This window comes from Streptomyces sp. NBC_00654, assembly GCF_026341775.1.
Classification (GTDB): Bacteria; Actinomycetota; Actinomycetes; order Streptomycetales; family Streptomycetaceae; genus Streptomyces.
Genome location: NZ_JAPEOB010000003.1, coordinates 703,402 through 727,104, shown reverse-complemented (window position 1 = coordinate 727,104; position 23,703 = coordinate 703,402). Strand labels below are relative to the sequence as shown.

Genomic DNA, 23,703 nt, shown 5'->3' with positions numbered 1-23,703 from the left:
ATGCCGCAGCTCCCCGCCCCCGCCTACCCGGACGACGTGCGCGCCCGGCTCGAAGCGGACGCGAAGGAGGTGATCGCCCGCTACCCCGACAGCCGCTCCGCCCTGCTGCCGCTCCTCCACCTGGTGCAGGCCGAGGAAGGGTACGTCTCCCGTACGGGCATGGCCTTCTGCGCCGAACTGCTCGGCCTCACCACCGCCGAGGTCACCGCGGTCGCGACCTTCTACACCATGTACCGGCGCAGGCCCAGCGGTGAGTACCAGGTCGGCGTCTGCACCAACACCCTGTGCGCCGTCATGGGCGGCGACGCCATCTTCGACCGGCTGAAGGACCACCTCGGGGTCGGCAACGACGAGACCACCGAGGACGGCAAGGTCACGCTCGAACACATCGAGTGCAACGCGGCCTGCGACTTCGCCCCCGTCGTGATGGTCAACTGGGAGTTCTTCGACAACCAGACGCCCGAGAGCGCGACGCGACTGGTCGACGACCTGATCGCCGGACGTACCGTCGAACCCACCCGAGGCGCCCCGCTCTGCTCGTACAAGGAGACGTCGCGCATCCTGGCCGGCTTCCCCGACGAGCGCCCCGGAGCCGTCGGGGCGAGCGGCGGCGCGGGCCCCGCCTCGCTGATCGGGCTCAGGCTCGCCAAGGGCGAGGCCGCCCCGCAGGCCCGGGTCGTCTCGCCGCGCGGCGCGACGCACGGCAACGCCCCCGGCGGCGCGCAGCCCCACGACCCTTCACCGTCCGAGCACCTCAGCTCTCATGACGCACCACAGCAGACCTCGGCCTCCGACCCGGAGCACCCGGCCGGGCCCGCAGCCGAGGAGGGGGAGTGATGACCTTGGCCGCCGAGATCGACACGAACGGGACCAGCCCCGAGAAGCTGCTCTCGCCCGTGCTCTCCGCCTTCTGGGACGAGCCCGAATCCTGGACGCTGGACACCTACCGGCGCCACGACGGGTACCAGGGACTGCGCAAGGCGCTGGCCATGTCGCCCGACGACCTCATCGCGTACGTCAAGGACTCCGGTCTGCGCGGACGCGGCGGCGCGGGCTTCCCCACCGGGATGAAGTGGCAGTTCATCCCGCAGGGCGACGGCAAGCCGCACTACCTGGTCGTCAACGCCGACGAGTCGGAGCCCGGGACCTGCAAGGACATCCCGCTCCTCTTCGCCAACCCGCACAGCCTCATCGAGGGCATGGTGATCGCCTGTTACGCGATCCGCTCCTCGCACGCCTTCATCTATCTGCGCGGCGAAGTGGTCCCCGTGCTGCGGCGCCTGCACGAGGCCGTACGCGAGGCCTACGAGGCGGGTTATCTGGGGAAGGACATCCTGGGTTCGGGTCTCGACCTGGAACTCACGGTGCACGCGGGTGCCGGTGCGTACATCTGTGGTGAGGAAACCGCGCTGCTCGACTCGCTCGAAGGACGGCGTGGCCAGCCCCGGCTGCGCCCTCCCTTCCCCGCGGTCGCCGGTCTGTACGCCTGCCCCACTGTGGTGAACAACGTCGAGTCCATCGCCTCGGTTCCCGCGATCCTGAACAAGGGCAAGGACTGGTTCAAGTCGATGGGCAGCGAGAAGTCCCCGGGCTTCACGCTGTACTCGCTGAGCGGACACGTCACCAGCCCCGGCCAGTACGAGGCCCCGCTCGGCATCACCCTGCGTCAGCTGCTCGACATGAGCGGCGGCATCCGGGCCGGTCACCGCCTGAAGTTCTGGACCCCGGGCGGCTCCTCCACCCCGATGTTCACCGACGAACACCTCGACGTCCCCCTGGACTACGAGGGCGTCGGCGCCGCCGGGTCGATGCTCGGCACCAAGGCGCTCCAGTGCTTCGACGAGACGACCTGTGTCGTACGGGCCGTCACCCGGTGGACCGAGTTCTACGCCCACGAGTCCTGCGGCAAGTGCACACCGTGCCGCGAGGGCACGTACTGGCTCGTCCAGCTGCTGCGCGACATCGAGGCCGGCAAGGGCCGGATGTCCGACCTCGACAAGCTCAACGACATCGCCGACAACATCAACGGCAAGTCCTTCTGCGCCCTCGGCGACGGCGCCGCCTCGCCGATCTTCTCCTCGCTGAAGTACTTCCGCGAGGAGTACGAGCAGCACATCACGGGCAGGGGCTGCCCCTTCGATCCCGCCAAGTCGACCGTCTGGGCCGACGACAAGAACACTCACCGGGGGGTGAACGCATGACAGTCACCACGAGTGCGCCCTCCGGGGGCGGCGAGGCGGCTCTCCCGCCCGAGGACCTTGTCACGCTGACCATCGACGGCATCGAGATCAGCGTCCCCAAGGGCACCCTGGTCATCCGGGCGGCCGAGCTCCTCGGCATCGAGATCCCGCGCTTCTGCGACCACCCGCTCCTCGACCCGGCCGGCGCCTGCCGCCAGTGCATCGTCGAGGTCGAGGGCCAGCGCAAGCCGATGGCGTCCTGCACCATCACCTGCACCGACGGCATGGTCGTGAAGTCGCAGATCTCCTCGCCGGTCGCGGAGAAGGCCCAGAAGGGGGTGATGGAGCTCCTGCTCATCAACCACCCGCTGGACTGCCCCGTCTGCGACAAGGGCGGCGAGTGCCCGCTCCAGAACCAGGCGATGTCGCACGGCGACAGCGACTCACGGTTCGACGGCAAGAAGCGCACCTTCGAGAAGCCCGTCCCGATCTCCACCCAGGTACTGCTGGACCGTGAACGGTGCGTGCTCTGCGCGCGCTGCACCCGGTTCTCCAACCAGGTGGCGGGCGACCCGATGATCGAGCTGATCGAGCGCGGCGCGCTCCAGCAGGTCGGCACCGGGCAGGGCGACCCGTTCGAGTCGTACTTCTCCGGCAACACCATCCAGATCTGCCCGGTCGGCGCGCTGACCTCGGCGGCGTACCGGTTCCGCTCCCGCCCCTTCGACCTGGTGTCGACGCCCTCGGTCTGCGAGCACTGCGCGGGCGGCTGCGCGACCCGTACCGACCACCGGCGCGGCAAGGTCATGCGGCGCCTCGCGGCCAACGAGCCCGAGGTCAACGAGGAGTGGCTCTGCGACAAGGGGCGGTTCGGCTTCCGTTACGCCCAGCAGCGCGACCGGCTCACCCACCCGCTCGTGCGCAACGCGGACGGTGTGCTGGAACCGGCGGGCTGGCCCGAGGCGCTGGCCGCCGCGGCCGCCGGTCTCGGCGCCGCGCGCGGCAGGACCGGGGTCCTGACCGGCGGCCGGCTGACCGTCGAGGACGCCTACGCCTACAGCAAGTTCGCCCGGGTCGCCCTCGACACCAACGACATCGACTTCCGGGCCCGTGTCCACAGCGGCGAGGAGGCCGACTTCCTGGCGGCCCGCGTCGCCGGACGCGGACGCGACCTGGACGGCGACGGGGTCACGTACACCTCCCTGGAGAAGGCCCCGGCCGTTCTGCTGGCCGGGTTCGAGTCCGAGGAGGAGGCCCCCGGCGTCTTCCTGCGGCTGCGCAAGGCGCACCGCAAGCACGGTCAGCGCACCTTCGCCCTCGCCTCGCACGCCTCACGCGGTCTGGAGAAGACGGGCGGCACGCTGCTTCCCGCCGCCCCCGGTACCGAGACCGAATGGCTGGACGCGCTCGCGGGCGGGGTCGGGCTGGACGGCGAAGGGTCCGCGGCGGCCGAGGCGCTGCGCGGTGAGGGCTCCGTGATCGTGGTGGGCGAGCGGCTGGCGGGGGTACCCGGTGCGCTGAGCGCCGCCGTACGGACCGCGGCCGCGACCGGCGCCACGCTCGTGTGGATCCCGCGCCGGGCCGGCGAGCGCGGTGCGGTGGAGGCGGGCGCGGTCCCGTCGCTGCTGCCCGGCGGCCGCCCGGCCACCGACCCGCGGGCCAGGGACGAGGTGGCGGCCGCCTGGGGCGTCGCCGAACTCCCCGCCCGCTACGGCCGCGACACGGGCCAGATCGTGGAGGCGGCGGCCACCGGTGAACTGGGCGCACTGCTCGTCGCCGGGGTCGGGGTCACCGACCTGCCCGACCCGGAACGCGCCCTTCAGGCCCTGGACCGGGTCGGCTTCCTGGTCTCGCTGGAGCTGCGGCCCAGCGAGGTCACGGAGCGGGCTGACGTGGTCTTCCCGGTCGCCGCGGTGGCCGAGAAGCCCGGCACCTTCCTCAACTGGGAGGGCAGGGCCCGGCTGTTCGAGGCGGCGCTGAAGCCCGAGCAGATGCCCCGGACGCTCTGCCCGAGCGATGCCCGGGTGCTGCACATGCTGGCCGACGCCATGGACGTACATCTCGCACTGCCCGACCTGAAGTCGGCCCGGCGCGAGCTGGACCGGCTCGGCGGGGGGCAGGGCGGTCACGCCCAGGACCCGAGGGAGCCGGCGCAGCCGCTGCCCCGGCCCGGCGACGGCGAGGCGGTCCTCGCGGGCCACCGGATGCTGCTGGACCTGGGCCGCCTCCAGGAGGGCGACACGGCGCTCGCCGGGACCCGGCACGCGGCCGTCGCCCGGCTCTCGGCCACCACGGCGGCCGAGTCCGGGGTGAAGGACGGCGACCTGCTGGCCGTGACCGGACCCACCGGCACCGTCGAACTCCCGCTGAAGGTCACCGACATGCCGGACCGGGTGGTCTGGGTGCCGCTGAACTCCGTCGGGCGGGGCATCCCCGGTGACACCGGCGCACGCCCCGGCGGCCTGGTGCGGATCGGCCCCGCCGCCGCACCCGGTGCTCCCGTCGAACCATCGGAGGTACGAGCGTGACTGGCCTCGCCGCACTCGCGACGGCACCGCACGGTGCCCCTCTCGCCGCCGAGGATCTCTCGATGTTCGGCACCGACCCCTGGTGGCTCGTCGTCATCAAGGCGGTCTTCTGCTTCGCGTTCCTGATGGTGACCGTGCTGTTCTCCATCGTGTGGGAGCGCAAGGTCGTCGCCTGGATGCAGCTGCGCATCGGGCCCAACCGGCACGGACCCTGGGGCATGCTCCAGTCGCTCGCCGACGGCGTCAAACTGATGCTGAAGGAAGACGTCATCGTCAAGCGGGCGGACAAGGTCGTCTACGTCCTCGCGCCGATCGTCGCGGCCATTCCGGCGTTCATGGCGATCGCCGTGATCCCGTTCGGCCCGTCCGGCAACGAGGTCTCGATCTTCGGTCACCGTACGACGATGCAGCTGACCGACCTGCCGATCGCGATGCTGTACATCCTCGCGGTCGCCTCGGTCGGCATCTACGGCATCGTGCTGGCGGGCTGGTCCTCCGGATCGACGTACCCGCTGCTCGGCGGGCTCCGGTCCTGCGCCCAGATGATCAGCTACGAGATCGCGATGGGTGCCGCGTTCGCCTCGGTCTTCCTCTACTCCGGGTCGATGTCGACCTCGAAGATCGTGGAGGCGCAGGAGGACCGCTGGTTCATCATCCTGCTGCCGGTCTCCTTCATCATCTACATCGTCACGATGGTCGGCGAGACGAACCGCGCCCCGTTCGACATGCCGGAGTCCGAGGGCGACCTCGTCGGCGGCTTCAACACCGAGTACTCGTCGATCAAGTTCGCGATGTTCATGCTCGCCGAGTACGTCAACATGGTCACCGTCTCCGCGGTCTCCGTGACCCTCTTCCTCGGCGGCTGGCGGGCTCCGTACCCGATCAGCACCTTCTGGGAGGGCGCGAACCACGGCTGGTGGCCGATGCTCTGGTTCGTCATCAAGGTCCAGCTGCTGCTGTTCTTCTTCATCTGGCTGCGCGGCACGCTGCCCCGTGTCCGCTACGACCAGCTGATGAAGCTCGGCTGGAAGGTCCTGATCCCGGTCTCCGTGGTCTGGCTGATGCTCGTCGCCACGGTCCGCGCGCTGCGCAACGAGGGCTACGACTTCTCCCGGATCGTGCTGTACGTCGCCGGGGCCGTGATCGCGGTCCTGCTGATCTCCTTCGTCGTCGACATCTTCCGCGACCGCAAGGCGAAGGCCGAGGAGGCGGCGGCCGGACCGGAGCCCGCGTTCGACCCGATGGCGGGCGGATTCCCGGTGCCGCCGCTGCCCGGACAGACCCTGCCGACCGTGCCGCGCCGCAGGCCACGACGCGAGCGGGAGCTCGTTGTCAGTGGTGGGCCGGATACTCAGAGTGACGGAAATGCGAGTGACGGAAAGGAGGCTGACGGTGTCTGAGTCATCGGAACCCAGGGGATCGAGCGAACCCACAGGGTCCTCGGGATCCTCGGAGGACAAGTTCCAGAATCCTGTGGCCGGCTTCGGTGTGACCTTCAAGGCCATGTTCAAGAAGCGGCTGACCGAGCAGTACCCGGAAACGCAGAAGGTGACCGCGCCCCGCTTCCACGGCCGCCACCAGCTCAACCGTCATCCGGACGGCCTGGAGAAGTGCATCGGCTGCGAGCTGTGCGCCTGGGCGTGTCCGGCGGACGCCATCTATGTGGAGGGCGCGGACAACACCGAGGAGGAGCGCTACTCCCCGGGGGAGCGCTACGGCCGCGTCTACCAGATCAACTACGCGCGCTGCATCCTCTGCGGACTCTGCATCGAGGCCTGCCCGACCAGGGCGCTGACGATGACGAACGAGTTCGAGCTCGCCAACACCACCCGCGAGAGCCTCATCTACACCAAGGACGAGCTCCTCGCGGGCCTGGAGGAAGGCATGGTCGACAGTCCGCACGCGATCTTCCCGGGCATGGACGAACAGGACTACTACCGCGGCCTGGTGACCGAGGCCGCCCCCGGTACGGAGCGCCAGCGCGCCGTGTCCAAGGGCGAGGACGACAAGTCCGCCGACGGCGCCGACGGCGGAGTCGGCCGGCAGGACAAGGCGGTGGACGCATGACCGGCCTGGCAGCGGTGGCCTCCACCACCTCGACCGGCGAGGCCATCCAGTTCTGGGTGCTGGGCACCGTCGCCGTGATCGGCGCGCTGTCCACCGTCCTGATGAAGAAGGCCGTGCACAGCGCCCTCTCGCTCGCCGGGACCATGATCGTCCTGGCCGTCTTCTACCTCGCCAACGGCGCGTACTTCCTGGGCATCGTCCAGGTCGTCGTCTACACCGGCGCGATCATGATGCTGTTCCTCTTCGTGGTCATGCTCGTCGGTGTCACGGCCGCGGACTCGCTCAAGGAAACCCTCAAGGGGCAGCGCTGGCTGGCCGCGGGCTGCGGACTCGGCTTCGGTGTCCTGCTCGTCGCGGGCATCGGCAACGCCTCCCTGAACAATTTCAACGGGCTCGGCGCCGCCAACGCCAAGCACGGCGGGAATGTCGAGGGGCTCGCCAACCTGATCTTCACCAAGTACGTCTTCGCGTTCGAGATCACCGGCGCCCTGCTGATCACCGCGACCGTCGGAGCGATGGTGCTCACCCACCGCGAGCGCACCGAACGGGCCAAGAGCCAGCGGGAGATGTCCGAGGCGCGCGTGCGCAGCAGCCAGCTTCCGCCGCTGCCCGCCCCCGGCGTCTACGCCCGGCACAACGCGGTGGACATCGCCGGTCTGCTCCCGGACGGCACCCCGTCCGAGCTCACCGTCATGCGGACGCTGCGCGAGCGCGGCCAGATCCGCGATGTGTCGCACGAGGCGCTCGCCGACCTCAAGGCGCTGGAGCAGCGCTCGGAGGAACGGCTCGGCCGTGACAACGAAGAAGAGGAGGTCGCCAAGTGAATCCGGTCAACTACCTCTACCTCGCGGCCCTGTTGTTCACCATCGGCGCGTCCGGGGTGCTGATCAGGCGGAACGCGATCGTGGTGTTCATGTGTGTGGAGCTGATGCTCAACGCGTGCAACCTCGCGTTCGTCACGTTCTCCCGGATGCACGGCAATCTCGACGGGCAGATCGTCGCGTTCTTCACGATGGTCGTCGCCGCCGCGGAAGTCGTCGTCGGGCTCGCGATCATCGTGTCGCTGTTCCGCTCCCGCCACTCGGCCTCGGTCGACGACGCCAGCCTGATGAAGCTGTAAGGGGTCGGAAATCGTGGAGAACCTGATTGCGCTGCTCGTCGCGGCGCCCCTGCTCGGAGCGGTGGTCCTGCTGTGCGGCGGCCGCCGGCTGGACCGTGCCGGACACTGGCTCGGCACACTGCTCGCCGCCGCCTCGTTCGTCGTCGGAGTCGTCCTCTTCCTCGACATGCTGGGCAAGGGGGCCGAGGACCGGGCCCTGCACCAGAAGCTGTTCAGCTGGATTCCGGTCGAGGGCTTCCAGGCCGACATCGCCTTCCAGCTCGACCAGCTGTCGATGACGTTCGTGCTGCTGATCACGGGTGTGGGCACGCTGATCCACATCTACTCCATCGGCTACATGGAGCACGACGAGCGCAGGCGCCGCTTCTTCGGCTATCTGAACCTGTTCCTCGCGGCGATGCTCCTGCTCGTCATCGCCGACAACTACCTGCTGCTGTACGTCGGGTGGGAGGGCGTCGGCCTGGCGTCGTACCTGCTGATCGGCTTCTGGCAGCACAAGCCCAGCGCGGCCACCGCGGCCAAGAAGGCCTTCCTGGTCAACCGGGTCGGCGACATGGGCCTGTCGATCGCCATCATGCTGATGTTCACCACCTTCGGCACCTTCGCCTTCGGCCCGGTGCTGGAGTCGACCGGTGAGACGAGCCAGGGCAAGCTGACGGCCATCGGCCTGATGCTGCTGCTCGCCGCCTGCGGCAAGTCGGCCCAGGTACCGCTCCAGTCGTGGCTCGGTGACGCGATGGAGGGCCCGACCCCGGTCTCCGCCCTCATCCACGCCGCCACCATGGTGACCGCGGGTGTCTATCTCATCGTCAGGTCCGGCGCGATCTTCAACGCCGCCCCGGACGCACAGATGGCCGTCGTCATCGTCGGTGCCGTCACGCTCCTGTTCGGTGCGATCGTCGGTTGCGCGAAGGACGACATCAAGAAGGCGCTCGCCGGGTCGACGATGTCGCAGATCGGCTACATGATCCTGGCCGCGGGCCTCGGCCCCATCGGCTATGTCTTCGCGATCATGCACCTGGTGACGCACGGCTTCTTCAAGGCCGGGCTCTTCCTCGGTGCCGGTTCGGTCATGCACGGCATGAACGACGAGGTCGACATGCGCAAGTACGGCGGCCTGCGGAAGTACATGCCGGTCACCTTCATCACCTTCGGGCTCGGCTATCTCGCGATCATCGGCTTCCCCGGTCTGTCCGGCTTCTTCTCCAAGGACAAGATCATCGAGGCGGCCTTCGCCAAGGGCGGCACCGAGGGCTGGATCCTCGGCTCGGTCGCCCTGCTGGGCGCCGCGATCACCGCGTTCTACATGACCCGCGTGATGCTGCTGACGTTCTTCGGCGAGAAGCGCTGGCAGCCGGACGCCGAAGGGCACGAGCCGCACCCGCACGAGTCCCCGAAGTCGATGACGATCCCCATGATCGTGCTGGCCTTCGGTTCGGTCTTCGCCGGTGGCTTCTTCTCCATCGGCGACCGGTTCATGCACTGGCTGGAGCCCGTCACAGGACACGACCACGGCCACGCCCCGGTCAGCGCGACCACCGTCACCGGCGCCACCATGGTGGTCCTGGTCATCGGCGTCGCCATCGCCTGGCTGATGTATGGACGCAAGCCCGTCCCCGTCGTCGCCCCGCGCGGCTCGCTGCTCACCCGGGCCGCCCGCCGCGACCTGCTCCAGGACGACTTCAACCATGTGGTCCTGGTCCGCGGCGGCGAGCACCTCACCCGCTCCCTGGTCTATGTCGACCACACCCTGGTCGACGGTGTCGTCAACGGCACGGCCGCCTCGGTCGGCGGGCTCTCCGGCCGGCTGCGCAAGCTGCAGAACGGCTACGCCCGCTCCTACGCGGTCTCGATGTTCGGCGGTACGGCCGTGCTCATCGCCGCAACCCTGCTGATGAGGGCGGTCTGATCACCATGTCCTTTCCTCTCCTGACAGCGACGGCCGCGCTCCCGGCGATCGGTGCGATCGTCACCGCCGCCGTCCCGGCCGCCCGGCGCACCGCCGCCAAATGGCTCGCGCTGCTCTTCTCGCTGGGCACGTTCGTCCTGGCGGCCGTCGTCTTCCTCCGCTTCGAACCCGGCGGCGCCCGCTACCAGCTCACCGAATCGCACGCCTGGATCGCCGACTTCGGAGTGCGGTACGAACTGGGCGTGGACGGCATCGGGGTGGCGCTCCTCGCGCTCACCGCCCTGCTGATCCCCTTCGTCATCCTGGCCGGCTGGAACGACGCCGACCCCCTGGAGACGCGCTCCTCGCGCTGGCGGCCCACCCAGGGCTTCTTCGCCCTGATCCTGATGGTCGAAGCGATGGTGATCCTCTCCTTCGAGGCCACCGACGTCTTCCTCTTCTACATCCTGTTCGAAGCCATGCTCATCCCGATGTACTTCCTCATCGGCGGCTTCGGGGACCGGGCCCACGCCGGCAGCGACGAGAACGCGGCGACGCAACGCTCGTACGCCGCGGTGAAGTTCCTCCTCTACAACCTGGCCGGCGGCCTGATCATGCTGGCCGCGGTCATCGGCCTGTACGTCGTCGCGGGGACCTTCTCGCTCTCCGAGATCGCCGAGGCACGGGCCAACGGGTCGCTGGAGATGGCGACCAGCACCGAGCGGTGGCTGTTCCTCGGGTTCTTCTTCGCCTTCGCGGTGAAGGCCCCGCTGTGGCCGCTGCACACCTGGCTGCCCAATGCGATGGGTGAGGCGACCGCGCCGGTCGCCGTGCTGATCACCGCGGTCGTCGACAAGGTCGGCACGTTCGCGATGCTCCGCTTCTGCCTCCAGCTCTTCCCGGAGGCCAGCAAGTGGGCGACGCCCGTCGTCCTCGTCCTGGCGCTGATCTCCATCGTGTACGGGGCGCTGCTCGCGGTCGGCCAGCGCGACATCAAGCGGCTGATCGCCTACGCCTCGATCTCGCACTTCGGCTTCATCATCCTGGGCATCTTCGCGATGACCAGCCAGGGCCAGTCGGGCGCCACGCTCTACATGGTCAACCACGGCATCTCGACGGCCGCGCTGCTGCTGGTCGCCGGGTTCCTGATCACCCGGCGCGGCTCGCGGCTCATCGCGGACTACGGCGGGGTGCAGAAGGTGGCACCCGTGCTGGCCGGGACCTTCCTGATCGGCGGTCTGGCCACGCTCTCGCTGCCCGGCCTCGCCCCGTTCGTCAGCGAGTTCCTGGTGCTCGTCGGCACGTTCAGCGCGTATCCGGTGGCGGGCATCATCGCCACCTCCGGCATCGTGCTCGCCGCGCTCTACGTCCTCGTCCTCTACCAGCGCACGATGACCGGCCCGGTCAAGGCCTCGGTCCAGGGGATGCCGGACCTCAAGGCGCGGGAGCTCGTGGTGGCTCTCCCGCTGATCGCGCTGCTGGTCCTCCTGGGGGTCTTCCCGAAGCCGCTCACCGAGGTCGTCAACCCCGCGGTGCAGCACACCATGCAGGACGTACAGAAGAAGGACCCCCAGCCCGAGGTGGAGGCCGCCAAGTGAGCGCAACAGCTGTCCACAGCCTGTGGACGACGGCGGGCGGGTGGACGACGGCCGCCGCGGACCAGAAGTTCAAGGCGCCGACCATCGAGTACGGCCAACTGGCGCCGGTGCTGATCGTGATCGGCGCCGCCGTCCTCGGCATCCTGGTCGAGGCATTCGTGCCGCGCCGGGCCCGTTACTACACGCAGGTCTTCCTGACCGTCGTGGCCCTCGCCGCCTCGTTCGCCGCGGTCGTGGCCCTCGCGGCCGACGGGTACGCCTCCGAGCCGCACCTCGCGGCGATGAAGGCCATCGCGATCGACGGCCCCACGCTGTTCCTCCAGGGCACCATTCTGCTGGTCTCGGTGGTGGCGGTCTTCACCTTCGCCGAGCGGCGGCTGGACCCCGAGTCGCACGGCAACCGGGTCGACTCCTTCGTCGCACAGGCCGGCGCCGTGCCGGGCAGCGACGGCGAGAAGGCCGCGGTCAGGGCCGGTTTCACCACGACCGAGGTCTTCCCGCTGGTCCTCTTCTGCATCGCGGGCATGCTGGTCTTCCCGGCCGCCAACGATCTGCTGACCCTCTTCATCGCCCTGGAAGTCTTCTCGCTCCCGCTCTACCTCCTGTGCGCCCTCGCCCGCCGCAAGCGGCTGCTGTCGCAGGAGGCCGCGGTGAAGTACTTCCTGCTCGGCGCGTTCTCCTCGGCGTTCTTCCTGTTCGGGATCGCCCTGCTGTACGGGTACGCGGGCTCCCTCTCCTACGCCCGGATCGCCGACGTGGTCGACGGCTCCGTCCTGGAGATCGACCCGGCCCTCGCCGACACCATGGGCAACGACGTGCTGCTGCTCATCGGCGGCGCGATGGTGCTGACCGGACTGCTCTTCAAGGTCGGCGCGGTCCCGTTCCACATGTGGACCCCGGACGTCTACCAGGGTGCCCCGACCCCGGTCACCGGTTTCATGGCCGCGGCCACGAAGGTCGCCGCGTTCGGTGCGCTGCTGCGCCTGATGTACGTGGTGCTGCCGGGGCTCACCTGGGACTGGCGCCCGGTCATGTGGGGCGTGGCCATCCTCACGATGCTGGGCGGGGCGATCGTCGCGATCACCCAGACCGACATCAAGCGGATGCTGGCCTACTCCTCCGTCGCGCACGCGGGCTTCATCCTCTCGGGTGTCATCGCGACCAACCCGAACGGCATCTCCTCGGTCCTCTTCTACCTCGCCGCGTACTCCTTCGTGACGGTCGGTGCCTTCGCCGTCGTCACCCTGGTCCGCGACGCGGGCGGCGAGGCCACGCACCTGTCCAAGTGGGCCGGCCTCGGCCGGCGCTCGCCGCTGGTCGCCGCGGTCTTCGCGGTGTTCCTGCTGGCCTTCGCCGGTATCCCGCTGACCTCGGGCTTCTCCGGGAAGTTCGCGGTCTTCAAGGCGGCGGCGGAGAGCGGCGCGGGTGCGCTGGTCGTGGTCGGTGTGATCTCCTCGGCCATCGCCGCGTTCTTCTACATCCGGGTCATCGTCCTGATGTTCTTCAGCGAGCCGAAGGCGGACGGCCCGACGGTCGCCGTCCCGTCCCCGCTGACGATGACGACGATCGGTGTCGGCGTCGCGGTCACGCTGGTGCTGGGCCTGGCCCCGCAGTACTTCCTGGACCTGGCGGGTCAGGCGGGAGTGTTCGCGCGGTAAGCGGCGAGCGGCAGGCCGTCACCGACCCCACCCGCCGGGCGGGCCCGATTTCCGGGCCCGTCCGGCGTTGTCACTGATGGCGCCTATCGTGGCAGGGGACGGTGCGGGCGTAGCGCGACGGAACCCAGGGACAGAGCGATGAGCGGAACGGGCATGACCATGGATGTGACCGAGAGCGATGCGCAGCGCACACTGCATCGCGTATTCGGATACGAATCGTTCCGCGGCGAGCAGGGCGCGGTCATCGAGCATGTGGTGGCGGGCGGCGACGCGGTCGTGCTCATGCCGACCGGCGGTGGCAAGTCCCTCTGCTACCAGATCCCGGCGCTGGTCAGGCCCGGCACCGGCATCGTCGTCTCGCCGCTGATCGCCCTCATGCAGGACCAGGTGGACGCCCTGCGGGCGCTCGGGGTGCGGGCCGGCTTCGTCAACTCCACCCAGGACCTCGACGAGCGCCGCTCGATGGAGGCCCAGTTCCTCGCGGGCGAGCTCGACCTGCTGTACCTGGCTCCGGAGCGGCTGCGCCTGGACTCCACGCTCTCCCTGCTCGCCCGCGGCGAGATCTCCGTCTTCGCGATCGACGAGGCGCACTGTGTGGCCCAGTGGGGCCACGACTTCCGCCCCGACTACCTGACCCTGTCCGTGCTGGGCGAGCGCTGGCCGGACGTCCCGCGGATCGCGCTGACGGCGACCGCGACCGACGCCACCCACCGGGAGATCACCCAGCGGCTGGGGATGCCCGACGCCAAGCACTTCGTCGCCAGCTTCGACCGGCCCAACATCCAGTACCGCGTCGTACCGAAGGCCGACCCGAAGAAGCAGCTGCTGACCTTCCTGAAGGAGGAGCACGACGGGGACGCGGGCATCGTCTACTGCCTGTCGCGCAACTCGACCGAGAAGACCGCCGAGTATCTCTGCCGCAACGGCATCGAGGCCGTGCCGTACCACGCGGGACTGGACGCCGGGACGCGCGCCGTCCACCAGGCGCGCTTCCTGCGGGAGGAGGGCCTGGTCGTCGTCGCGACCATCGCCTTCGGCATGGGCATCGACAAGCCGGACGTCCGCTTCGTCGCCCACCTCGACCTGCCGAAGTCCGTCGAGGGCTACTACCAGGAGACCGGCCGCGCCGGCCGTGACGGGGCGCCGTCCACGGCATGGATGGCCTACGGGCTCCAGGATGTCGTCCAGCAGCGCAAGCTGATCCAGGGCGGGGAGGGCGACGAGGCGTTCCGCCGCCGGGCGGCCTCCCACCTGGACTCGATGCTGGCGCTGTGCGAGACCGTGCAGTGCCGCCGGGCCCAGCTCCTGACGTACTTCGGCCAGGAGCCCACGGCGGAGTCCTGCGGCAACTGCGACACCTGCCTCACCCCGCCCGAGACCTGGGACGGCACCGTCGTCTCGCAGAAGCTGCTGTCCACCGTGGTCCGGCTGAAGCGTGAGCGCGGGCAGAAGTTCGGTGCAGGCCAGATCATCGACATCCTGCTGGGCCGCAAGACCGCGAAGGTCATCCAGTTCGACCACGACCAGCTCTCCGTCTTCGGCATCGGCGAGGAGCTGGCCGAGGCGGAGTGGCGGGGCGTCGTGCGCCAGCTGCTGGCCCAGGGGCTGCTCGCGGTCGAGGGGGAGTACGGCACGCTGGTGCTCACCGAGGAGAGCGGCACCGTGCTCGGCCGGGAGCGCGAGGTGCTGCTGCGCAAGGAGCCCAAGAAGCCCACCTCCCGGTCCACGACGAAGAGTGAGCGCTCCTCGAAGGCGGCGGCGGCCGTCGCCGAGCTGCCCGAGTCGGCCGTCCCGGTCTTCGAGGCGCTGCGCGCCTGGCGCGGCGCGACGGCGAAGGAGCAGGGCGTCCCGGCGTACGTCATCTTCCACGACGCGACCCTGCGGGAGATCGCCGCGCTGCGCCCCGGCTCACTGGCCGAGCTCGGCGGCATCAGCGGCCTCGGCGAGAAGAAGCTGGCGACGTACGGGGAAGGGGTGCTGGCCGTACTGGCGGAGCTGGGCCCGGCACCGGCCGAGCCGGAGCCCACGTCCCCTGCCCCTGCCGCGGTACCGGCCCCCGCACCCGCACGGACCCGGGCCGCCGCACCCGCTGCCCGTCCGGCCGCTGCCCGTCCGGCCGTCCCGGACAGCGATCCGGAGTTCGGCTGGGACGAGGAACCGCCCGAGTACGAGTGAGTACCGGGCGGTTCGGGGCGGGCGGTGGACCTAACCCAGGTCCATTGCCCGTCGGCGAGGGGTGATCGCGGTGAGGTCCAGATCGACGGGGAAGGGCACGGACACCTTCATCCGGTCGTGGAAGATCCCGGTCGAGGTGTAGGCGCCGGTGGCCGGTTCCCGCTCGAAGACATAGACCACGGCCCGCCCGTCGTGGTTCTCGACCCGCCAGTAGTGGGGAATGGTCGCACGGGCGTACTTCACGGGCTTGGTCTCCCGGTCGCGCGACCGGGACTCGGGGCAGACGACCTCGATGGCGAGACGCACCGAACCGGCGGGGAACCGGGTCTGGTCCGGATCACTGATGATCTCACCGTCGATGACGATCACATCGGGCTCGGGCCGGTTGTAGCGGTCGATGTCGATGGTGAACTCGCGCACCACCTCCAGCTCGGGCGGGGCAAGCGACTGCAGCCGCCATTCGAAGAAGTCGACCGCCCGTGAATGGAACAAGGTCTGCGGAGTCACGAAAACGAGGCTCCCGTCGATCAGCTCCGTGTGCGGAGGCAGATTCGGGAGTGTGTCCAGGTCATCGGCGGTCCAGCCGCCCTCGGGCGGAACCGCCCACCGCGGCTCGGGGGCCTCGGGTTCGACGCTCATCAGTGCTCCCATGGGACGGAGTCTCGCGGGTCCGACCAGCGCATCCGCCGGGAACCGGACGGCTCCCCCGAACGTGTGAACGCATCGCACGCCGCTGACCACCGGTCCTGCCCGCCCCGCACCAGCCCCCCCCCGCACCCGCCCCGGGCCCCCGCCCGTGCGGGGTTCGGCGTGCACCGTCACACCCGGACCGAGCCGACGGGCAGCAGCTCCCCGGGGAGCGTCGGTCCGGGTGTGTCCGGGGTCATGGCGCGGGAACGATCCGGCCGGTCACCTCGCCGAGGCCGACGCGCGTCCCGTCCGGGCCCGGGGCCCAGGCGGTCAGCGTCACCGTGTCGCCGTCCTCCAGGAACGTCCGCTTGCCCTCGGGCAGGTCCAGCGGGTCGCGGCCGTTCCAGGTGAGTTCGAGCAGGGAGCCGCGCTGGCCCGGTTCGGCGCCGCTGACGGTGCCGGAGCCGTACAGATCGCCGGTGCGCAGCGAGGCGCCGTTCACCGTCATCTGCGCCAGCTGCTGGGCCGCCGTCCAGTACATGGAGGAGAACGGCGGCTCCGCGACCACCTGTCCGTTGATCGCGACGGAGATCCGCAGGTCGATGCCGCCCGGCTCCTCCTCCCGCGCGTCGTCGAGGTAGGGCAGGAGCGGGAAGTCACGGGCGGGCGGTGCGGTGCGGGCCGCGTCCAGGGCCTCCAGCGGGGTCACCCACGCCGATACGGAGGTGGCGAAGGACTTGCCGAGGAACGGGCCCAGCGGCACGTACTCCCAGGCCTGGATGTCGCGCGCCGACCAGTCGTTGAGCAGCGAGAGCCCGAAGACATGCTCGCGGAAATCGCCGAGCGGGACCGGGGTGCCCTGCTCCGAGGGGACGCCCACGACGAATCCGACCTCGGCCTCGATGTCCAGCTTCACCGAGGGGCCGAAGACCGGCGCCGGGTCGGAGGGGGCCTTGCGCTGGCCGGCGGGCCGCACCACATCCGTACCGGAGACGACGACCGTGCCCGCCCGGCCGTGGTAACCGATCGGCAGGTGCTTCCAGTTGGGCGTCAGCGCGTCGCCGTCCGGGCGGAAGATCCGGCCGACGTTGGTGGCGTGGTGCTCGCTCGCGTAGAAGTCGACGTAGTCCGCGACCTCGTAGGGGAGGTGCAGCGTCACCGCGTCGACGGGGTGCAGCAGCGGCTCGATGTCCGCGCGGTGGGCCGGGACGCTCACCCAGGCGGTGAGCGCCCGCCGTACGTCGCGCCAGGCCGTGCGCCCGGCCGCGAGCAGCGGGGTCAGGCTGGGCTGGGCCAGCAGCTGGGCGTAGGGCGAGCCGAGCGCGTGTGCGGCCGCTCCGGCGTCCAGTACGTGGTTGCCGATGCGGACGCCGACCCGGCGGTCGTCGGGGTGGCCGGGGGTGGAGAACACTCCGTACGGAAGGTTGTGCGGGCCGAAGGGATCGCCCTCGGCCAGATCGAGCGGGCTGCTCTGCTCGGACATGTGTTGCTGCCTCGCTTTCCAGGTCGCTTGGGGGACACGTTACGTCGGTGCGCCTACCCCGCGGCAGTGCCCCAACTATGCGCAATGCCCGGAAAGTTCTGTGGGGCACCCGGAAATCCGGATGCCCCACGCGTACCTCCGGGCGGCTTACCCCGCCGTGCGCGGAATGCGCTTCTCCCAGGTGCGGTGGAAGACGACCTCGCCACCGTCCTTGCAGACCACCTCGTTGGAGGTGATGAAGTCGTCCGCGTCCGCGCTGATCTCGGAGCGGGTCTCGATCCGCACGTCCCAGGCCATCTCGGGCCGGTGGAGCCGGATCGTCCAGTCGGAGCGGGTCCGGGCGGAGAGCGGGTCGTCCTCCTGGATCGTGTACGTCTCGACCGCGTCCTCGGTGAATTCGAGCCCGTCCGGGTAGACCCGGGTGCCGCCGTACCTCGGGTCGACCTCCATCCGCCATTCGCCCTTGGCGACGTCGCGGACCACCAGCCGCTCGGGGCGCTGTTCGTCGAGGGTGACCGGGTGGACGACGCCCAGCGGTTCGGACTGCTCCGGTGCCCCGAAGGTGATCGCCGGGTCCTCCGTGCGGCGGCGCACCGGGAGTTCGACGAAGCTGCCGTCCGCGTCGAGGGTGAAGCCCGCCGAGCCGGCCTGCGGCCAGATCCAGGGCCAGTACGAGGAGGAGACCGCGAGCCTGATCCGGTGTCCGGGCGGGAAGGTGTGTCCGATGCCGTTCAGCTCGAAGGTCACGTCCTCGGTCGCGCCGACGGGCCAGTCCTCGCAGCGGTCGCGTCCGTGCCGGGCCGAGAGGTTGAGGACGCCGCGGGTGACCAGCGTGGAGGAGCCGTCCGGGGCCACATCGCACAGCCGGGCGATGGCCTGGCCGCGCGGCACGTCCATCCGGATCCGGAGCTTCACCCGGGGGCGGCCCAGGATCTCGATGGGGGCGTTCTCGACGGGGAACTCGAACGACACCGACTTGGCGTCCTCGTCGCGCTGGTCGGGCGGCAGGTCGGCGTCGTTGCCGAACGGGAAGAAGCGGCCCGCGTCCACCCCGGTCTGCTGCGGCGAGCGCACGATCCGGGCGCCGCCCTGGAGGGCGTACGCGACCGGCGCCACGTTCTCCGAGGGCCAGCTCGCGTCACCGACCCAGCGGCCGGGCAGCGTCTCGTACACCGTGGCGGGCGGGTGCGAGCCGCTGATCCAGGACCGCAGCAGCGGCTCCGCCATCACCCCGGTGTCCTTGCCCTTGAGGTGCTGGTCCCACCAGCGCAGCGTCTCCTGGAGGAAGCCGATCGCCGGTCCCGGCGGCAGCCCGCGGTCCGGGTACTGGTGCGACCACGGCCCGATCAGCCCGCGGACCTGCCCGGGGCCTAGGTGCTCGACGAGCCGGAGGACGGTGTCGCGGTACGGGTCGTGCCAGCCGCCCACCGCGAGGACGTTCGCCTTGATGGCGCCGTAGTCCTCGCAGACGCTGCCGTGCTTCCAGTAGTCGTCGCGGGTCTGGTGGGCCAGCCAGGTGTGGATGAAGGGGTCGACCGCCTCCAGCCGCTTGAGCCACATGGCCTTCCAGCCGTCGCCGACCTGGGCCGGGTCCGGTGGCCGGGAGACGAAGGCGAGCATGGTGGCCGCCCAGGCGTGCATGTCGACGGCGAGGACGGAGCCGCCCATGTAGTGGACGTCGTTGTCGTAGCGGTCGTCGGCCGAGCAGACGGTGACGATCGCCTTCAGCGGCTCGGGGGCGAGCGCGGCGATCTGGAGCGAGTTGAAGCCGCCCCAGGAGATGCCGAACATGCCGACCCGGCCGGAGCACCACTCCTGCTGGGCCAGCCAGTGGATGACGGCGACCCCGTCGTCCAGTTCGGTCGCGTCGTACTCGTCGCCCGGCATGCCCTCGCTGTTGCCGTGGCCCCGGACGTCGACCCGTACGGAGGCGTAGCCGTGGCCCGCGTACCAGGGGTGGCGCTGCCAGTCGCGGGGCGCCGTCCAGTCGCTCAGCCGGTAGGGCAGGTACTCCAGGAGGGCGGGGACGGGCTCGTCGGTCAGCGGCCGCCAGATCCGGGCGTACAGCTGCGTTCCGTCCGGCAGCGGGATGCAGACGTCCTCGCGGGTCGTCTCGTACGGGAACTCGGTGCTGATGTGCATGGCGGTACCTCAGTGGACGGGGTGCATGGTGCGCTTGAGCCAGGGGGCGGCGGCGATCATCGCCACACCGGCCACCACCGCGATCGCACCGTTGACACCGAAGTAGGCGGGGTTGGAGACCTCGCCGTACAGCTTCACGATCTGCGCCTGGATGCCGTTGGCGAGGGCCAGCGACAGGAACCACAGCGCCATCGTCTGGCTGGCGAAGGCCTTGGGGGCGAGCTTCGTCGTGGCGGACATGCCGGAGGTCTCCAGCAGGATGTCGCCGAGCCCCAGCAGCAGGTACGAGCCGACGATCCACCAGGCGGCCATCTTGTACGTGTCGTCGGCGTGCCCGGACGTGGGCAGGACCATCAGCAGGAACGAGAGCCCGCCGAGGATCACGCCGAACGCGATCTTGTTGGAGGCGTGCGGCTGGCGGGTGCCCATCCGGGCCCAGACGGCGGCGACGACGGGCGCCAGCGCGACCTCGAAGGCGCCGAGCGCGGAGGCGTACCAGCTGGCCGGGAAGTGGAAGCCGAAGATCTCGGTACGGGCGTTGGTCGACGCGAGCAGCATCATCGTCGAGTACGCCTGGAAGAGGATGAAGTTGAAGACGACGGAACCCAGGAACAGCACCACGTACGGGCGCAGCCTGCCGCGTTCCTCCGCGGTCACCCGGGGGCTCCTGAACATGACCACGAAGTAGACGACCGGGGCGATCACCGAGATCACGGTGAGCACATCGACGAACCGGTCCATCGTGAGCCAGCCGGCCAGCACCAGCGCGGTGGCGAGGACGGCGACGACGACGGCCCCGACGACGATCAGCCGCACGGCGCGGCGCATCGGCGCGGGGGCGAGCGGGAACTCGGCGCTGTGCTTACGCCCGGCCAGGTGACGCCGGCCCGCCACGTACTGGATGAGGCCGAGCGTCATACCGACGGCGGCGGCCGAGAAGCCCCAGTGCCAGCTCGCGTGGTCACCGAGCCAGCCGGTGATCAGCGGACCGGCGAAGGCGCCGATGTTGATGGCCATGTAGTAGAGGGCGAACCCGGCGTCGCGCCGCTCGTCGTCGGTGCGGTAGAGCTTGCCGACCATGGAGGCGACATTGGGCTTGAGCAGACCCGTTCCGGCGCTGATCAGGCCCAGGCCGACCCAGGTCATGGTGTCGGTGGGCACGGCCATCGAATAATGGCCGCAGGCGATGAGGATGCCGCCGTACAGGACGGCGCGGTACGAGCCCAGAATGCGGTCGGCGAGCCAGCCTCCGGCCACGGAGACCAGATAGACCAGGGTGCCGTAGGCGGCGGAGACGGAGGCGGCGGTGCCGGCGTCCATCCCCATGCCGCCGTTCGACACCGTATCGGCGAAGAAGAGAACCAGGATCGCCTGCATGCCCAGGAACGAGAAGCGCTCCCAGACCTCCAGGCCGGACAGGGTCATCAGCCCCCGTGGCTGGCCGAAGAAGGCGTGGTCGTCCCCGGGCGGGGGCTGTGTCGACTCGGTGTCGTTGGTGGTGTGCGACAAAACGGCAACTCCTGATCGTATGAGCTGATCCCGAACATACCGGCGGTGGCGGGAAGGCGCCCACGGTGATCCAAAGAGGACCGGATACGCTGAGTTGAGTGATGACAGCGACACATCGACAATCCATGTGATCGTCAGTAGACAGGAGACCCCCTCGTGACCGTCGTCGGGCCGTTCGGACTGCGCGTGCGGGACCAGGCTCTTGAGACCCATGTCGAGACGGGTATGGCCGCTGTCGAGGCGGGGCTGCTCGAAGCGACCAAGAGCGATGTCCCCTTCATCACGGAGGCCGCGCAGCACCTCGTCCGTGCAGGCGGCAAACGTTTTCGGCCACTGCTGGTCATGCTGGCGTCCCAGTTCGGTGACCCGGACGCGCCCGGGATCGTTCCCTCGGCCGTGGTCGTGGAACTGACCCATCTGGCCACGCTCTACCACGACGACGTGATGGACGAGGCGGACGTACGCCGCGGGGTCGACAGCGCCAATGTCCGCTGGGGCAACTCCGTCGCCGTCCTGACCGGCGACTTCCTCTTCGCCCGTGCCTCGCACATCCTGGCCGACCTCGGCCCGGAGGCCGTACGCATCCAGGCGGAGGCGTTCGAGCGTCTGGTCACCGGCCAGATCCTGGAGACGGCGGGGCCGCGCGACGGCCGCGACCCGGTCGACCACTACCTGGACGTCCTGAGCGGCAAGACCGGCTCGCTGATCGCCGTGTCCGGGCGGTTCGGAGCCCTGATGTCCGGCGCCGACGAGCGGGTCGTCGACATCCTCACCCAGTACGGGGAGCGCCTGGGCATCGCCTTCCAGCTCGCCGACGACGTCCTCGACATCGCGTCCGACTCCCACGAGTCCGGCAAGACCCCCGGCACCGATCTGCGCGAGGGCATCTCCACACTCCCGGTCCTGCGGCTGCGGGCGCAGGCGGCGGCCGACGGCAAGCCCGACGACCTGGAGCTCGTGGAGCTGCTGGACGGCGATCTGAGCGACGACGCCCGGCTGGCCGAGGCACTGCGCAGGCTGCGTGCCCACCCGGCGCTGGAGCAGGCCCGTCAGGACACCGTCCGCTACGCCCAGGAGGCGCGGGCCACGCTGGCGCCGCTGCCCGAGTGCTACGCCAAGTCCGCCCTGGCGGAGCTGTGCGACGCCGTGGTGCACCGCGCCGGCTGACACATCGTTCGGGGATCCCGCCGTCGCGGCACTACCTCTGTCGGCCCTGTACGCCCTGCGGACCCCTAGTGGACGGCCGGTCCCGGCCCCTCGGTTGTCATACCGCAGCAGTAGGCGGAGTTGATCCCGGGGGCTGACGCTTCGGGGGGCCCGGTTTGGTCAGATGAGAACAACCACTCCTGACCACATCGGGTGAGAATGGCGGCAGGGAGTGGACGTGAGCAACGGACGGACGCCGCCGACCACGGAGGTAGGGCACACATGGCACCGAACGACAGCGCAGAGACCACCGGCAAGGCCACGGGCACTGTCGTGGGCCGCCGGAAGGCGGCGCGATACATCGTCCCCGTCGCAGTGGCGGGGGTGGCGGCCGCGACGATCGGACTCGTCCCGGCCCTCGCGGACTCCGGTGATCCCGAGCTGCCGAAGATCAGCGCCCAGGAACTCATCGAGAAGATCGCGTCCTCGGACGAGCAGCGGCTCTCCGGCACGCTGAAGATCAGCACCGACCTCGGCATCCCGTCCCTCGGCGGCCTCGCCGGCTCCTTCGCCCCCGGCGCGGGCGGTACGGACGGCGGCTCCGGCGCGGCCCCGGAGGACAAGCTCATGGAGCTGACCTCCGGTACGCACACGCTGCGGGTGGCGGCGGACGGCCCCGACAGGCAGCGGCTCTCGATCCTCGGGGACGCCGCCGAGTACAACCTCATCCACAACAAGGGCGAGGTCTGGGCGTACGACAGCAAGTCCGGCGAGGTCTACCACGCCGCGGCGGACGCCGAGCAGCAGAAGCAGCAGAAGCAGCGGGAGCGGCACCAGGCACCCGAGGGTGTTCCGGCCACACCGAAGGCGCTCGCCGAGCAGGCTCTCGCGGCGGCCGGGGACACCACCTCGGTCACCGTCGACGGCACCTCGCGGGTGGCGGGGCGTGACGCGTACCAGCTGCTGATCAAGCCGAAGCAGTCCGGTTCGACGGTCGGCTCGATCCGGGTCGCGGTGGACGCGGCCAACGGGGTGCCGCTGAAGTTCACCCTGTCCGCGAGCGGCGGCGGCAAGGCCGTGGTCGACGCGGGCTTCACCAAGGTCGACTTCGGCCGGCCCGATGCCTCCTTGTTCTCCTTCACCCCGCCCAAGGGCGCGAAGGTGACCGAGGCGGACGACCTCAAGGCCGAGGCGGAGAAGCAGGGCGAGGCCGGGATGACGCCGGAGCAGTTCGCCGGGCCGGAAGGAATGAAGGCCCTGGGGGACTTCGAAGGGGTGAACGTGATCGGGGAGGGCTGGACCTCGGTCGCCCAGATCAAGACCCCCGGCGGTTCGGGCCTGCCCACCGGCGGCTCGGCGGACGCGAAGGGCCTGCCGGCCGAGGCCCAGGGTTTCCTGGACGCCCTGGGTGACAAGGTCACCGGGAAGTTCGGCTCGGGCACGGTCTTCAAGACCCGCCTGGTGAACGCCCTGCTGACGGACGACGGCACCGTCTACGTCGGAGCGGTGACGAAGGACGCGCTGGTACAGGCGGCCAACGGCGCCAAGTAGGCGCCGGGGTGCTTCCGTACCCACGGTG

17 protein-coding genes are annotated in these 23,703 nt (G+C 70.1%); 13 read left to right on the top strand and 4 right to left on the bottom strand.

What is annotated here, in order from left to right; all coding sequences use genetic code 11:
* The 11 genes from nuoE (at nt 1) to recQ (ending at nt 15,214) form a co-directional block, all read left to right on the top strand.
* Nucleotides 1-837, top strand: coding sequence for an NADH-quinone oxidoreductase subunit NuoE (nuoE, locus tag OHA98_RS35615; RefSeq protein WP_266932557.1), 837 nt, complete (start codon nt 1-3; stop codon nt 835-837).
* Nucleotides 837-2,201, top strand: a complete 1,365-nt coding sequence (nuoF, locus tag OHA98_RS35610; RefSeq protein WP_266931821.1) for an NADH-quinone oxidoreductase subunit NuoF — start codon at nt 837-839, stop codon at nt 2,199-2,201. Before nuoE ends, nuoF begins: the two co-directional genes overlap by 1 nt.
* Complete coding sequence (locus OHA98_RS35605; RefSeq protein WP_266931820.1) at nt 2,198-4,708, top strand: NADH-quinone oxidoreductase subunit G; 2,511 nt, start codon at nt 2,198-2,200, stop codon at nt 4,706-4,708. The genes nuoF and OHA98_RS35605 overlap by 4 nt, the downstream gene beginning before the upstream one ends.
* Nucleotides 4,705-6,108, top strand: a complete 1,404-nt coding sequence (gene nuoH, locus OHA98_RS35600; protein WP_266931819.1) for an NADH-quinone oxidoreductase subunit NuoH — start codon at nt 4,705-4,707, stop codon at nt 6,106-6,108. The genes OHA98_RS35605 and nuoH overlap by 4 nt, the downstream gene beginning before the upstream one ends.
* Entirely contained in the window at nt 6,074-6,775 is a 702-nt protein-coding gene (gene nuoI / locus OHA98_RS35595; RefSeq protein WP_266931818.1) for an NADH-quinone oxidoreductase subunit NuoI, read from the top strand. The genes nuoH and nuoI overlap by 35 nt, the downstream gene beginning before the upstream one ends.
* On the top strand, nt 6,772-7,599 hold the full coding sequence (locus tag OHA98_RS35590) for an NADH-quinone oxidoreductase subunit J (protein ID WP_266931817.1): 828 nt from the start codon (nt 6,772-6,774) through the stop codon (nt 7,597-7,599). The genes nuoI and OHA98_RS35590 overlap by 4 nt, the downstream gene beginning before the upstream one ends.
* A complete protein-coding gene (gene nuoK / locus OHA98_RS35585) occupies nt 7,596-7,895 on the top strand; it encodes an NADH-quinone oxidoreductase subunit NuoK (RefSeq protein WP_073718458.1) in 300 nt (99 codons plus the stop codon). The genes OHA98_RS35590 and nuoK overlap by 4 nt, the downstream gene beginning before the upstream one ends.
* 13 nt (nt 7,896-7,908) lie before the next feature.
* Nucleotides 7,909-9,804 carry an NADH-quinone oxidoreductase subunit L gene (gene nuoL, locus OHA98_RS35580; protein WP_266931816.1) on the top strand — a complete coding sequence of 632 codons (1,896 nt, stop codon included), beginning with the start codon at nt 7,909-7,911 and terminating at the stop codon, nt 9,802-9,804.
* Between the two features lie 5 nt (nt 9,805-9,809).
* The gene (locus OHA98_RS35575; protein ID WP_266931815.1) at nt 9,810-11,381 is read left to right on the top strand and encodes an NADH-quinone oxidoreductase subunit M; all 1,572 of its coding nucleotides are present in this window, start codon (nt 9,810-9,812) and stop codon (nt 11,379-11,381) included.
* A complete protein-coding gene (gene nuoN, locus OHA98_RS35570) occupies nt 11,378-13,039 on the top strand; it encodes an NADH-quinone oxidoreductase subunit NuoN (protein ID WP_266931814.1) in 1,662 nt (553 codons plus the stop codon). Before OHA98_RS35575 ends, nuoN begins: the two co-directional genes overlap by 4 nt.
* A 159-nt stretch (nt 13,040-13,198) precedes the next feature.
* Nucleotides 13,199-15,214, top strand: coding sequence for a DNA helicase RecQ (gene recQ / locus OHA98_RS35565; protein ID WP_266932556.1), 2,016 nt, complete (start codon nt 13,199-13,201; stop codon nt 15,212-15,214).
* A 30-nt stretch (nt 15,215-15,244) separates the two neighbouring features.
* On the opposite strand, the gene OHA98_RS35560 is transcribed toward recQ, so the two are convergent.
* The 4 genes from OHA98_RS35560 to OHA98_RS35545 form a co-directional block, all read right to left on the bottom strand.
* Nucleotides 15,245-15,853 carry a Uma2 family endonuclease gene (locus tag OHA98_RS35560; RefSeq protein WP_266931813.1) on the bottom strand — a complete coding sequence of 203 codons (609 nt, stop codon included), beginning with the start codon at nt 15,851-15,853 and terminating at the stop codon, nt 15,245-15,247.
* 244 nt (nt 15,854-16,097) lie between these two features.
* Complete coding sequence (gene fahA, locus OHA98_RS35555) at nt 16,098-17,327, bottom strand: fumarylacetoacetase (RefSeq protein ID WP_266931812.1); 1,230 nt, start codon at nt 17,325-17,327, stop codon at nt 16,098-16,100.
* Between the two features lie 147 nt (nt 17,328-17,474).
* On the bottom strand, nt 17,475-19,469 hold the full coding sequence (locus tag OHA98_RS35550) for a CocE/NonD family hydrolase (protein ID WP_266931811.1): 1,995 nt from the start codon (nt 19,467-19,469) through the stop codon (nt 17,475-17,477).
* A gap of 9 nt (nt 19,470-19,478) precedes the next feature.
* Nucleotides 19,479-20,978 carry a peptide MFS transporter gene (locus OHA98_RS35545; RefSeq protein WP_266931810.1) on the bottom strand — a complete coding sequence of 500 codons (1,500 nt, stop codon included), beginning with the start codon at nt 20,976-20,978 and terminating at the stop codon, nt 19,479-19,481.
* Nucleotides 20,979-21,134: 156 nt separating this feature from the next.
* On the opposite strand from OHA98_RS35545, the gene OHA98_RS35540 reads away from it, so the two are divergent.
* Nucleotides 21,135-22,145 carry a polyprenyl synthetase family protein gene (locus OHA98_RS35540; protein WP_266931809.1) on the top strand — a complete coding sequence of 337 codons (1,011 nt, stop codon included), beginning with the start codon at nt 21,135-21,137 and terminating at the stop codon, nt 22,143-22,145.
* Nucleotides 22,146-22,406: 261 nt separating this feature from the next.
* The gene (locus OHA98_RS35535; protein ID WP_266931808.1) at nt 22,407-23,675 is read left to right on the top strand and encodes a DUF2092 domain-containing protein; all 1,269 of its coding nucleotides are present in this window, start codon (nt 22,407-22,409) and stop codon (nt 23,673-23,675) included.
* The last annotated feature ends 28 nt before the right edge of the window (nt 23,676-23,703 follow it).